Source organism: Marinobacter algicola DG893 (assembly GCF_000170835.1).
In the GTDB taxonomy this organism is placed as follows: Bacteria; Pseudomonadota; Gammaproteobacteria; order Pseudomonadales; family Oleiphilaceae; genus Marinobacter; species Marinobacter algicola.
Map to the genome: position 1 here is coordinate 186,712 of NZ_ABCP01000001.1, position 13,525 is coordinate 200,236.

9 protein-coding genes are annotated in these 13,525 nt (G+C 57.6%); 3 read left to right on the forward strand and 6 right to left on the reverse strand.

From position 1 onward, the window contains the following. Positions 1–70 precede the first annotated feature (70 nt). Complete coding sequence (locus MDG893_RS00835) at positions 71–511, reverse strand: VOC family protein (protein WP_007151804.1); 441 nt, start codon at positions 509–511, stop codon at positions 71–73. Positions 512–589: 78 nt separating this feature from the next. On the opposite strand from MDG893_RS00835, the gene MDG893_RS00840 reads away from it, so the two are divergent. Next, complete coding sequence (locus MDG893_RS00840) at positions 590–1,531, forward strand: DUF1853 family protein (RefSeq protein WP_040474144.1); 942 nt, start codon at positions 590–592, stop codon at positions 1,529–1,531. Here MDG893_RS00840 and MDG893_RS00845 read toward each other — a convergent pair. Then, positions 1,514–2,587 (reverse strand): GGDEF domain-containing protein, encoded by a 1,074-nt coding sequence (locus MDG893_RS00845; RefSeq protein ID WP_007151806.1) that lies wholly within the window; start codon positions 2,585–2,587, stop codon positions 1,514–1,516. The genes MDG893_RS00840 and MDG893_RS00845 overlap by 18 nt on opposite strands. A gap of 211 nt (positions 2,588–2,798) precedes the next feature. On the opposite strand from MDG893_RS00845, the gene MDG893_RS00850 reads away from it, so the two are divergent. Both MDG893_RS00850 and MDG893_RS00855 read left to right on the forward strand, forming a co-directional pair. Then, positions 2,799–4,676, forward strand: coding sequence for an MFS transporter (locus MDG893_RS00850; protein ID WP_007151808.1), 1,878 nt, complete (start codon positions 2,799–2,801; stop codon positions 4,674–4,676). A gap of 141 nt (positions 4,677–4,817) precedes the next feature. Continuing rightward, entirely contained in the window at positions 4,818–5,690 is an 873-nt protein-coding gene (locus tag MDG893_RS00855) for a substrate-binding periplasmic protein (protein WP_083797640.1), read from the forward strand. Positions 5,691–6,015: 325 nt separating this feature from the next. Here the strand turns inward: MDG893_RS00855 and MDG893_RS00860 are convergent, their stop codons facing one another. Genes MDG893_RS00860 through MDG893_RS00875 form a run of 4 tightly spaced genes read right to left on the reverse strand, consistent with a single transcriptional unit; the run spans position 6,016 to position 13,459 of the window. Beyond that, positions 6,016–7,167 carry a hypothetical protein gene (locus tag MDG893_RS00860; RefSeq protein WP_007151810.1) on the reverse strand — a complete coding sequence of 384 codons (1,152 nt, stop codon included), beginning with the start codon at positions 7,165–7,167 and terminating at the stop codon, positions 6,016–6,018. Further along, the gene (locus MDG893_RS00865) at positions 7,164–10,559 is read right to left on the reverse strand and encodes a toxin VasX (RefSeq protein ID WP_007151811.1); all 3,396 of its coding nucleotides are present in this window, start codon (positions 10,557–10,559) and stop codon (positions 7,164–7,166) included. Before MDG893_RS00865 ends, MDG893_RS00860 begins: the two co-directional genes overlap by 4 nt. Before the next feature lie 48 nt (positions 10,560–10,607). Beyond that, positions 10,608–11,387, reverse strand: coding sequence for a DUF4123 domain-containing protein (locus tag MDG893_RS00870; protein ID WP_007151812.1), 780 nt, complete (start codon positions 11,385–11,387; stop codon positions 10,608–10,610). After that, positions 11,384–13,459 carry a type VI secretion system Vgr family protein gene (locus tag MDG893_RS00875; RefSeq protein ID WP_007151813.1) on the reverse strand — a complete coding sequence of 692 codons (2,076 nt, stop codon included), beginning with the start codon at positions 13,457–13,459 and terminating at the stop codon, positions 11,384–11,386. The genes MDG893_RS00870 and MDG893_RS00875 overlap by 4 nt, the downstream gene beginning before the upstream one ends. Positions 13,460–13,525 lie beyond the last annotated feature (66 nt).

Here is a 13,525-nt window from a genome sequence, read left to right on the forward strand (position 1 = left end):
CCCAAAAACCGTCAATCTGTCCTGCCGGTGGCAATTAAACCGGTTCCGACGTGCAAATCTTCGCACTTTCTTACCAGGTGCCGGTATTTTCCATACTGGCCCAGGGTTCCTTCGCTGGCAGTGACTCCCCCTTCTGGAGCAGTTCAATGGAAATGCCGTCTGGAGACCGGATAAACGCCATATGGCCGTCGCGCGGGGGACGGTTGATGGTAATGCCGTTGGCCTGAAGGAGACTACACAATGCATAGATGTCGTCCACCCGGTACGCCAGATGCCCGAAATTGCGACCACCAGTGTATTCTTCCGGGTCCCAGTTATAGGTGAGCTCTATCATCGGGGCCCGGTCTTCCCTGGCTCGCACCTCATCCTCTGCAGCCGCAAGGAAAACCAGCGTGAAGCGCCCCTTTTCGCTGCTTTTTCGGTTGATTTCCACCATACCGAGCAGTTCGCAGAAAAAGTACAGGGTTTCTTCCAGGTTGCTGACCCGGATCATTGTGTGAAGGTACTGCATATCGCGTCTCCTGAAGGATCCATTCCATAACGACCAGTGAGGACTGATCCGGGCAACCGTTTGGGTTATCCTGCACTTATGAACCAAGGTCCCGAAAGCCTCACCCCTCACCAATACCATGTGCCAGCCGTGCGACATCTGGCATGGATGTGTCGTGCCCCCCAGCTTATCAGCTCGTCAATGGGTTTTGATCCCGAAAATTATCTGCCGGATGACACAGTAGAACGCCTGAAGGTATGGGACCATGCCCCCCACCTTGGCCCGTCAGTCCTGACGGAAGAACCGGCACCACGGTTGGGGCACTATTTCGAACGCCTTTACGAATGCCTGATGAAGGACCTGCTCGGCTGGGAGATCCTGCTCAAGAACCAGCCGGTCAGAAACAATGGCATTACCCTGGGCGAACTGGATTTCGTGGTCCGCAACCCTGCGGATAACGTTATCGAACACCACGAAATAGCCGTGAAGTTTTACCTGGGCCACCATGAAACAGAGAAGGACAAGCCACTCTGGTACGGACCCAATGCCCGGGACCGGCTGGACATCAAAACCAGGCGGCTGACGGACCACCAGAGCCAGTTAACAGCAAAACCAGAGGCCCGAAACCTGCTCACATCCCTGGGTATTGATATGCCCGCACGGCCCCGGATTTTCATGCCCGGGTATCTTTTCTACCCCCTAAAAACAGCCTTGCCCTCACCCAACAGCATACCGCCAGGGCATCTGCGTGGTCATTGGCTCTATATCGACAATCTCGATGCGAAAGATACAACGGGAAATAAAGAAACCACTGACACGAAACACTGGATTCCGTTGATCAAGCCGCACTGGCTCGGCCCCTGGCGCCAGCAAGAGGCTCCAGACCGAAACCAAACGGAGGACGCACTGGACATGGTCCGCTCCGCCGGAATTCCTCGCCTGTTTGCGGCCCTTGAGCAATGCGACGACGGGCACTGGTGGGAAACGTCACGCGTGTTTGTGGTTCCCAATGCGTGGCCGGGCCTACCCCTTCGCGGTTGATGCCTCACTGGTCTCACCGGCTTCCAGCTCCACCCGGTTCCTGCCGCCCTCCTTGCTGCGATAGAGTGCGCGATCCGCACGACTGATGGCCGAATTCAGTGTGTCACCCCGTCGGTACTCGCTGACCCCGGCACTAATGGTCAGACCAATGGCCTCACCGGTTGTCGCCAGCCAGTCATGATCCAGAAGTGCCTTACGCACACGCTCCGCACTGGCTTGAGCGCTATCCAGACTAGTGTCAGGAAGCGCCGCTAGAAATTCCTCACCACCCCAGCGGGAAATCAGGTCCTGGGTACGCAGTTGAGCCTCGATAATTTTGGCGACTTCAATCAATACCCGATCACCAATCTCGTGTCCGTGGCGGTCATTGATGGCCTTGAAGTGGTCAACATCAAGTACCAGGAAGGCAACCGGACGCCCCGTCCTCTCGAAGCGCGCCAGTTCCTTTTCCGCAAGGTAGGTCATATGGCGCCGGTTAAAGAGGCCCGTCAGCGAATCAGTTGTCGCCATCCGCCGCAGTTTCCGGTTTGCTGTGGTCACCATGGTGAGGTAGAAGAACGACAGGTAGCTGAACATGGCAAACACCACGCTCAGGTTAAACAGATAAACGGCCATCAACGCTCCAGGGGCAATGGGCTGTAGCGGTTCGATAGTCCACATCATCAAGTACAGGGCGATGTAGTAACTCCACAACGCCACCAGGCAGATCACCGCTGCCCGCAACGCCATGCTGACGAACAGCGCCGGGATAAACATCAAGAGGTAATAATGAAAGCCGCTGTCCCAGCCGATAAGCACAATTCCCAACCCGGCGTGGACAATCACTTCCGCCCAGATCAGGCCAATAGCAAGACCGTTCTGTTTATTCCCCAAGGCCCTATAAGCCACCACGTAAATGGTGACACTCACAACGTTTATCCATGCCAGTATGGGTGAACCGAGGATATGGAAAAGGAAGAAGAACGCCACATCAACCGTGGCTGCGATCTGACAACAACGCTTGGCCACCTGCCAGAATTGCGGACGACGCTCTCTGATTGACTCTCTGGCAGACATGGACCTGGCCTGACTCATAAACGGTAATTTCCAAAACAGTTGTATTCAGGTTACCCCGAAAATCACAAACCTGCTCACCACAAACGTAAAATACTGAAAATCCATGAAGGAACTGCGCTCCGTGTAAAGCCTCATGCAACCTGTATCCTGTATCAGTAGCCGGTTTGTGGCAGAATATTCCCCATCAACAACGAGATGATGGAACACTATCATGGACGACCACAGCCAGTTCCGGCTGCTTTCAGAGCGACGCTTTCTGCCGTTCTTCCTGACCCAGTTCTCAGGCGCCTTTAACGACAACCTGTTCCGCAACATCCTGCTGTTGCTGATTACTTACACGGCTGGTGGGCTGCTGGGGCTGCCCATTGATGTGGTGGTCAACATCGCGGCGTTGCTGTTTATCCTGCCCTTTTTCCTGTTTTCAGGTATCGCTGGCCAACTGGCGGACAAGTATGAAAAGTCCCGTGTGATTCGCTGGGTGAAACTCGCGGAGATCGCCATTATGGCGCTGGCCGCCGCCGGGCTCTGGGTCGGCTGGTACGAATCGCTGCTGCTATTGTTGTTCCTGATGGGCGTGCAATCCACCTTCTTCGGCCCGGTGAAGTACGCCATCCTGCCCCAAGTGCTTAGGGACGATGAACTGGTGGGCGGCAATGCGCTGGTGGAAATGGGCACCTTCGTGGCTATTCTTGTGGGCACACTCACCGCTGGCCTGCTTATGGGGAGCGACCAACCGGAGAAACTCGCCGCCATTGGGGTCCTTGCCCTGGCCGTCATTGGCTACCTTGCAGCGCGGCGAGTCCCGGTGACCGGCACCATCAATCCCGACATGGCCATCCGTCTGAACCCCCTTCGGGAAACCTGGCACCTGATGCGTCTGGCCGCCGAAAACCATTCCGTGCTGTTGTGTATCATGGCCATTTCCTGGTTCTGGTTCCTCGGTGCAGCCTACCTCACCCAGTTCCCCAGCTTTGCCCAAACCGACCTAATGGGTGATGAAACCGTCGTTACCCTGCTGCTGGCCATCTTCACCACCGGCATTGCCCTAGGCTCAGTGGCCTGCGAACGACTCTCCGGACACCGGATAGAACTGGGCATTGTGCCCATTGGCTCCCTAGGTATCAGCCTTTTCGGGCTCGATCTCTACTTCAACATGCCCGCCAACCCGGTCCCCACCGACTGGTGGATGATGGTCAGCGACAGCCAGCACAGGCAAGTCGCCATCGACCTGTTAGGTATTGGCTTCTTTGGTGGCCTGTTCATCGTTCCCCTTTACGCATTCGTCCAACGAGAAACGCCTGAGGAACGGCGTGCCCGTGTTATTGCGGCGCTGAATGTGTTCAACGCCCTGTTCATGGTGGTCAGCGCCATCATGGGCGTTCTGATGCTGGGCGTGATCGGGCTCAGCATCCCCGAATTCTTCCTGGTACTGGCCATCATGAACCTGATTGTGGCGGGCTTTGTGTACCAGCAGGTGCCGGAATTCGCACTCCGGTTTATTATCTGGGTTCTCTCCCACACTCTTTACCGGGTGCACCATGAAGGCCTGCATCGCATTCCCGAAGAAGGCCCCGTATTGCTGGTCTGCAACCACGTTACCTACATGGATGCTCTGGTTATCGGTGGCGCAATCAAGCGACCGGTTCGATTCGTGATGGACTACCAGATCTTCAAAACGCCGATACTCGGCGCTATTTTCAGGCTCGCCAAGACCATTCCCATTGGCTCTCGCAATCGCGTGCCGGAGATCTACGACGCCGCCTTCGAACGCATTGACGAAGAACTGGACGCCGGCCATGTCGTCTGCATCTTTCCCGAGGGCCGCCTGACCTCCGACGGCGAAGTAGCCACCTTCCGCGGCGGTGTGGATATCATCCTGGAACGACGTCCGGTGCCGGTGGTGCCGATGGCGCTGCGAGGGCTATGGGGCAGTTTCTTCAGCCACTGCGGCGGCCCTGCACTAAAGCATTTCCCAAAACGGTTCTGGTCGCGGATCGAACTGATTGCCGGAGAGCCCGTGACCGCGCAGAAGGCCAATGCGGGAATGCTGGAAGAAAAGGTCAAAACCCTGAGAGGGAATGACCGCTAGGCCTGACGGATGGCGAATTGATTGTAATGCGCTGAGCGACTGCTACTCTTTGGCTAACATCAATTTTCAGCGCTACCGATTTACGGCGGTGTTTGGACATAGCAAGCCGTCGTCCGGTCAGCACCCGACTTGGTGGATGGAATGATGTATAAGCAGGGATCGCACGGGTACGATCGACTATTCAATCGGTTAATCAGGCAGCTATTGAGCCACCTCTACAACCCACTTGCCAGTGCATTGATTGCCGGTGCCCTCGCCTTGCCACTGCAAGCTAACGAAGTGGTCCCCACTGTCAGGCTCACCAACGGCCATTGGCCTCCCTACATGGAAAACACCCCACCTCACTTCGGGGTCATTTCCCAGATCGTCACCCTGGCCTTCGCCAAAGAAGACATTCCCGTATCCTATGGTTTTTTCCCTTGGTCCCGCGCCCGCCTGCTAGCGCAAAAAGGCCGGTGGAACGGTTCAGTCGCCTGGACCTGCCGCAGGCAATTACTAAAGCATTTCCACTTCAGCGACCCCATCGTCGCCCATAACTACGCCTTGTTTCATCGCACCAGCATGGATTTCGACTGGGATAACGTCAAAGACCTGGAAAGCTATCGTGTAGGCCTGACCCAAGACTACAATTACGGCGAGGAATTCGAGGAAGCCGTCGCCGCCGGCACCATCAGTGCCGATGTCACCACCTCCGACGAATCGAACTTCCGTAAACTTGCGGCCGGCAGAATCGACCTTTTCCCAATGGAACCCGCCGTGGGCATGGGCATGCTGAAAAAGCTCGGTCTCAGCGACCAAATCACCTTCCACACCACACCGCTGCAATCGGATTACTTGTACCTGATCCTGTCCAAACTGGTGCCAGAAAGTGAACGGTATCTGGAGAAATTCAACGAAGGACTCAGTGAGTTGCGGGCGTCTGGCAGGCTGGAGGAGTTGATTACAACCTCACTGCCGGATTTGCCGGCTCGGTATTTGGTGGTGGAGGATGAAGATTCGCAGTGTGGGAATTAGATAGACGTTTACGCCCCCCCCCCGATCAGAGGCCGGCACAGAGCTAAATTGGTTTGACTCAACAATTAGCGCGGCATCATGGGCGCAAGCCCACCTGAAATAATAGCAACACCTGCGTACCCGATGAAATCCCACATCCTTGTTTCCTTAGCTTAAAACTTCTTCCGTGATCAACGACGAACGACTGCAAATTAGCTAAATCCATTGCACGAAAGGCAAATTGCTTTCGTTACTTCGTTCACGATGCTCTCCCCGAAGACTTTGACCATAGAGTAAGGGCCGGCGGGTAAACTGGCTCAAATTATTCAGTACTACCACCGCTTGTTTATGCGGTCATTGAGGCATCACCTGAAAACTCCTCGCTGACCTGCGCAAAGATCTCAGTAGCCGGCTTTTGCGGATCCGCCTTTTGCAGCTCCAGCACCCGTCTGCTTTGGCGCTTCAGTTTCTCGCTGGGCTGGGCCCACTCGCTTTCCGGCAGCGGCTGTGACCATTCTTCCATGCTCTCCGGCAAAGCCTTTTGGCTGAGGCGGCGCATCTTGGCGTTTTCCCAGACCACCAATCGGTTGGGAATCGTCCAGAAGGTCATCACGTGATACAGATACCAGAAGAACACGTAAATCCAGCCCACTTTGCCCGCCTTGCGGCGCGCGTGAAGGTTGCGCCGGGCATTGTGGAAAAACTCTACGCCCTCTTCCGGCCCTGCACCCGGGGCCTGGGGCTCGTCGGATGCCATCAACTCGCCGTGAGGCTGGATCTCTTCCAGAGTGTGCACCTCGTATTCCATGTAAGCCCGCAGGGCTTCCCAGTTACTAATAGAGAGCGGCAGGCCGTGGGTTTCAAATTCCAGGTTGAATTGTTCGCCCGTCTCCGGGTGCCGGAAACCAATCCCGAACCCATACTGGCGGCGCACTCCGTATTCGCTGACGCCTTGTGCCTCAACCACCCAGGCTTCCAGTTCCTCCCACGGAATATAGATCGGCTCGCTGTGGCCTTCCGGCACGAAGCAGACTTCGCGGCGTTGGCGGTTAAAGCGGGTTGGGACGATTTTTTCAACGCGGCCATGCATCTGCCAGCGGGTTTGCAGACCAAGCAAAAGCACAAACAGCCCCCCTCCCAGACCGATCCAGAATGAAAGCGACATAACGTCCCAAAAAGCCCAGGTCGCGTCGGACCATCCATTACCAAAATGAAATCCGCCCCAAAAAGCCAATAGTGGAATAAATACAGCCCCCATTAGAAAGCCCAAAAACGGTCCTCCCAACACCATCTGCCAGGCAAAGGCAAAGGAGTTGCCAACGCCAAAATCGAGATAGTGGCCCGTGACAGTACCCACAGCACGCCCGTAGTCCACCGGCAATGCACCGGTTGGAAGCGGCTTCGGAGCCAGATAGGTCAAGCGACCGGTCGGGAAGGCTTCAACCTCTCCGGCCTGATGGGGCTTTGGGGATGGGCGCAAGGGTTCGGATTGGTTCATGGATACAGGTCCAGCGCGGTCAGGGGTTGGCGAATGGGGCGCCATAGAGGCTCATCATGGGGTGAGTCGTCCACCGGTGTGATCGGGAATACCGGTTCCGGCGGCAGGGTTAACAGGTGGTCGTGTGTGCGATAGGCTCCGTCCGCCCCCAGGGTTTCCAAGCGGACCATTACCACAAGATCACGGGTTTCCTTTCCGTACTTCGTCTTCACCGGCTGTGGCACGGTGAACTGCAGTTGCAGGTGGTCGCTGCTGTCCAGTACCTGCATGGATTCGATGATTGGTGCGGCACGGCGTACCCAGGTTTCCGGCAGGCGATTGAGCATACCCGACCGAGCCGGTTGTACTTGCCAGGCGGACAGCGACAGGCGATAGGGCTCCTTGTTAACCAGCCCCAGATCCTGGTTCAGGGCGGTTGCCCCCCAGTTGTGAATATTTAGGATAACGTCGGAGGTCTTACCCTCGGTTTTTGTTGCAGGCGTAATGCTGACCGGGTCAGCAAGGGCCGCGAGGGCCGCTTCATATTCTGCCAGGCTCAGGTTCTTGTTGCGCTCCGGCTCAGTACCCCAGGGGGTGCTCAGCAGCCACTTGTCCCGCTCGCTCAGGTTGTAGTGGTTGTAAAGCCATGTACCTGCCAGTTCCAGGACCGAAAACGCCAACCCAAAAAGGTTCAGGCGCGCAAAGAGGCTAGAAAGCCGGGTACCTGACGAAGCCCAGGCCAGTGCCCGGTCCTCACCCGGCGCTGACCTGAGAACCTGGGCAAGACCGTTGATCGTCTGGCGCGTGCCATAAGTGCTGGTTGCGGTCAGACCGGCGCTGCCAACAAAACTCAGCGTGGCGCCCGTGGCCGCCGCACTGTTCCCGGTTTTCATCGCGTCAACCCATTCGCCCCCGTGCTTAACGGTACTTAATGCATAACCGAACATTCCGGCAATGTAGCTGACGATGCCCAAGCCACCATGCAACATTCCAAGCCGAATATGCACGGCTTTCAGCGCACCACGCTGCCAGTTTCCGGCCAACTTGGTAGCACGCGCGGTCAGCAGGGTGTCCGAAATGCTTTGGGCGGCCAGAAAACCAGCGCCTGCTGTCGCGAAAGCACTTTCAATAAATGGTTTCCATACAATCGCTTCCCGATCTTCGGAAAACGTCGCCTGAGTAACAGAGTAAAAATTTACCGCCTGCGCCACTGCAACAAGAACGCCCAATCCATCTCCCAGCGTGTTCACATTCAACGAAGGCACTCGTCCAAGCCGCAAATCGGCCATGGCATTGCCGATAGCTTGATGGGCAGCGGCAGGCGCCAATACCGTTAATCCGGCACGGCCGGATTCGGCAGGCTCCAGCTTGATACCATGTTGAGTTTCCTCAACAGGGCTCATGCCCGCCGCCACACGGCGGCCCAATTCACGATGCTCTTCCCGGGTGGCCTTGAATTCATTCACCAGTCGAGTCGCGGCCTCGGAACGGTGGCCATGGCGGGCTTTCGCCAATTCGTGCTCATGGGCCAGGTTGCGCAATTGATCACTCAGGCCCATCAAGCGGCGGATGTTGTCCTGAAAGGCAGCCAGTGCTTCGGGGCTGGCGACCCTGAACTCTACCTCGCCCGCATGGATGGCATCCAGCATCTGGCCCTTGAAGAAAAACGGCAGGTCTCGAAAGATGTCGTCCAGCGGTGGCAAGGCTCTACCCTCAGCGACCTCATAGAGCGGCTGGAGCGCACGGGCCAGGCCCAATGCCATGGCCGGTGACAGGGTGTCACCGACGGCGGCGGCTTTTAGCTGTATCTCCTCGGATAGCGCTTTGATATCCGGTAGCCGCCCAGCCTCCGCGTTTTTGAGCGTTTGTGCCCATTCCAACGCATTTTTCGTCAGGTCATAACCGGCTTTGCCTATCGAGGTGTAGGTCGTATACGGCTCCTGATCCGGGGCCTGCTCCGCCAGTGGCAGCGTATGAAACAAGGGGCGTGCATACTGGGGGTTAGCCTCTATCCAGGCCAATACCCGTTCGGCGGCGCTGTCACTACGGCAGACATCCTTCATGCAGCCATACTGCAGGGCCAGGGCGGCCTCAATTTGCGTATCGTCCTGATTGTCAAAATACCAGGCCGCCTTGTGGAAATGCCCATCGCATAGGAGGGTGGCACGGTCATCGGTGATTTTCTCCAGTAGAGCGTGCCAGCGCGCGAGTTTCTTGCGCTGGGCCGACAGAAACTCGGCCATGCCCTCGCGGTCAATCAGGTCATTGATGCCCCGCTGCCCCAACTTGGCACCATTGAGCTTGTAATAGTTCTGCAGATTGAGTGCGTTGATGGCCGGGCGGTGCTGCTGGAATCGGTCGTAACCGAGTGTGTCCACCATATCCAGTTGCACCTGGACCAGAGGGTTATCGCTGTGGTGCTCCCGGAGCCAAGCCTCTGGCCCCAGCGGCTCCGGTCCGCGATAGTCTTTGCGTACTTCCAGGTATCGGTAGATGCTTTGGCGCTCGACTGCGGTGGTGTCATCAATCAAGGCGTCCAAAGCTTTATCGCCGGTGCTGGCGGCCGTCTGGCTCAAAACCTCATCGCTGACGGTGGTCATGGATTCGATCAGGCTGCCAAGTACGTAGTCCCGCTCGGTGTGGCCTTCCTGTTCGCCGCTGGCGGCCCAGTCATCCAGCCAGCCCACCACGTCGTCCTGATGTTGCGCCAGATCCAGCATCACACCCACATCGTCCCTCAGGACAAGGCAGAGGCAATTGGAGACATCATCGATGGCCTGCTGCTTGATCAGTCTGCCAAAGCGGGTCTGGTGGTAGTAGGGCTGATTTTCCCAGTGATAGGGCTCGCTTTCCTGACGGTGACCGTCTTCGGGAGCATCCGGCGTGTAGTCCTCGGCAAACTCCGCCACCCACTGTTTGGCCTGGTCGGGTGTCAGGAGATGCCGGCCGCCGCCAAGCGGCGATGCGCTGGCCAGATCGATCTTCTGCAGCAGGGCATCACGCTCTTGAAGATCATCCAGCACCTGGGCTTTCTTGCGAGCAGTCCATGCCAGTTCCGAGAAGGCGACGTACAACGTATGGGATACCGGGTACTCCAGCTTGCCGTCATTGTGGCCCGTTAGTTCACCGTCTTCATGCAGGTACTCGTGGAGCTCCTCGGCATCGGCATCCAGGACATAAAGATAGCCATGCCTCAGAAGACGGTAACCGATGGGACGAGAAGTTAGTGAGTACGGATATCCCGGATCGGTATCCGCAGGCGCAACCTCTACCCTGCCATAGCGGATGGGCAGCAGGTGCACGGTTTTCAGCAAGGGGCATGAAGCGGGTTCATCAATGGGGGTGCCTGGCTGTTCCCAGCACAAAAGATCGTTACTTGTTCGGTCGTCCGTGGGGCGTTGTATCCGTGTCATGGTTCATCCTTGAGCCAGTTGGGGCACTGTTTCGATCACCGCATTGTATCAGCTTGTTCGGGGCAAGTTTGCGAATAGGAACTGCATAATCTCTCGCACGCTGTTGCAACCGTTGATAATCGCCTTGTCCAGCACGCTTCGAAGCAGCGGGTAAGCATCTATTAGTTCGGAGCCACCCAACTGCTTGCGCACCGATTCATCAAGGCTGTTCCATATCTGCAGTGCATCTTTACGCCGATTGAAGGCATCGAAGGCACTCTTCAGGTCCGGCGAGGCCATCATTTTTTCGGGCTGATCACCTGTGGTGCCTGGCTGGACGGCCGGAGGCTCGACAAGGTGCCACTGCCCGCTGATACTATCCGGAATCATGAGCCGTTCTATGGCCCTAACGGGGAACCGGGGCAGGTTGCCCCCAATCACCGTTCTGGCTATTGCTGGATGGGCTATGCGTACCAACTCTTCACAACCCGGTGCCATCTCTATTTGCAGATGAGATTGAATCCAGCGGGAGCAGGTCGTACGGTCTGTGTCAGATACCAACAGATACCCCTGTTCTCGCGCGGGGCCAAGTTCCAGAAAGCCTTTCAGCACCGGGTCTTCCGGCCCGCTAAGCCAAACTAACCAGGGAGAAAGCGCCGATACAGCCTCCCAGCGGGTTTCCGCGAACAGGCATTCCGCATTAACGGATTGGTCTCCGGCCCACTGGTATATCTGTTCGCCGAGGTCGGGAATAGCCACACCATCCAGAACAAGCCCAACCGGATGATGGTCAGGCCAGTTAAAATGGGTAAACGGCGACTCTGATAGAGGACAGCAATCGGGATTCATGAGTTTTGCCCCTCACAAACCGGACAGGTCGCATTACCCTTCCTGAGCTCAGCGAGCTGGGACTCCACGTTGATTGACGGAGCATTCTCCCGCTGATCAACCTCTGCAAGTGCTTCTTGCTGGGACTTGTTAGGCTGGCCGGCTTCGATTGTCTGCGGCATTTCCGCCATCACAACAACCTGCCCGGAACCACTGCCCGGTGACCCACCAGAGTTGATCTTGATACCGGGCCCTGCCAGGGTCACGCCGCTCGGATCCAGTTTCAGCAGGCTGCCACCAGCGGAGATGGTGAGTTCTGCACCCGCGTCCAGCACCACTTTGGCGCCCGCCTTGTGGTGAACTTCGGTGCCGGCTTCACTGAGCGTGCCCTGGGCGGATTTCTGGTGGAAGGTGCCGCCGATGTTCTGACTGCAGTCGCCGCCGACTGTCTGTCGCTTCTCACCGTCCACAGTGCAGTGGTCGCTGCCCTTGATATTGCTGAACTCGTTGTTGTCCACCGTTCGGTGGCTTTCGTTCTTAACAACCTCGGTGCGGTTGTTCTCCGTCAACAGGTCCAGGTCTTTCTGGGCATGGACGTAGATCTGTTGCTTATCCGCTTCGTCTTCAAACCTTAGTTCGTTACTGCCCTCGCCCTTGTGGGTCTGGGTCTTGAGGGTGGTTCTGGTTTTATGTTCCGGCAACGCATACGGCGGTGTGTTGGTGGCGTGGTAGGTTCTGCCGGTAATGATCGGCTGGTCCGGGTCGCCGTCCAGGAAGCTGACGATGACTTCGTTGCCGATTCTCGGTAAGGCCATGAAACCATACTGGCCACCGGCCCAGCCCTGGCTGACTCTGAGCCAGGCGCTGGAGTGTTCGTCGTTCTTTGAGTAGCGATCCCACGGGAATCGCACTTTGACGCGTCCGTGTTCGTCGCAGTGGATCTCTTCGCCTTTCGGGCCGGTAACGAGGGCAATCTGGGGGCCGTCCATCATCGGGCGATGTTCCACCTGGGGCCGCCAGGTCCTGTCCGCCGGGATGGCGTTGAAGGCGTTGTGGTAGGTGGTGGCGCCGTTGTTGCCGTCTTCTTCCAAAGCCTGGGGTTGTTCGCCGGTGTGGGTGATGCTGGTGAACAGCCATTCCCGGTTCAGGCGCGGGTTGTCGTGGTCGGTGAGTTCGACTTTGGCCCCCACGGTGAAGTCGGGGCGGTTGCTCTGGCCGTCGGCGATGGCGGCGTCGTTCCTGAGGGCATCCAGCCGGGTTTCGGTGAACGGCTGGCCGCTGGCATCCGCTTTGAAGCGGCCGGGGTAGTCGTAGTGTTGGTAGTCTTCCCGCTGGCCGTCGAGTTTGTCGGCCTGGTGTTCGTGCATCAGGGCATAGGCGGGGTTCTTGAAGGTGTAGTCCTTCGTGGCCACGGAGGCGGCCCGGACCCGTTCCCGGTAGCGGAACTGGTAGACGGTGCTCTGGCGGGTGCTGCCGCCGGCCTTGGCGTTGTACTCCACCGGGTCCAGTTTGGGGGCGTCGCCGTGGTGGTCGGCGATGATCAGGGCGGATGGCTCTTCGCCATTGACGTCGCCGTGGTTAAACCGATAGTGCCAGCCTTCTTCGGCGGCCAGGCGTTCGACAAAGGCCAGGTCGCTTTCCCGGTGCTGGACGCAGTATTCCCGTTCTTCGGGGGTCCGTTTCAAATCGAAGACGGTGTCGATGATGCCCCGCTCTTCCAGCAGGGTGCGCACGATGGTGTCGGTGCTCTGGGTCTGGAAGATGCGGCTGTTGTGCATCAGGTCGAGGCGCCACAGTGGGGGCTGGACGATGACGTCGTAGCGGGTGCGGCGGTGGCCGGAGTCGCCCCGGACAAATTCGTTGACCACGCCGGTGAAGCGCCGCAGCGGTACACCGTCCTGCCACATCACCAGGTCCACGGGCTGTTCGAGCACGTCTTCGGGGGCAATGTCGGGCGAGGTACTGGCCAGCTCCAGCGTGCAGTAGCAGAGACTGGAAAGGTGCTCGGTCAGCTCGAAACGGGCGACCACGAACAGGTCTTTGGGGAGTTGGCCAAGGGTGGCCGTGAACTGCAGTCCGGTTGCCTGGGGCATGTCTTCGGTCCCTGAAGAAGTCTGAAATTGGCGTCGATCAACAAACAGCTCGTCCTGAGCTTGGGT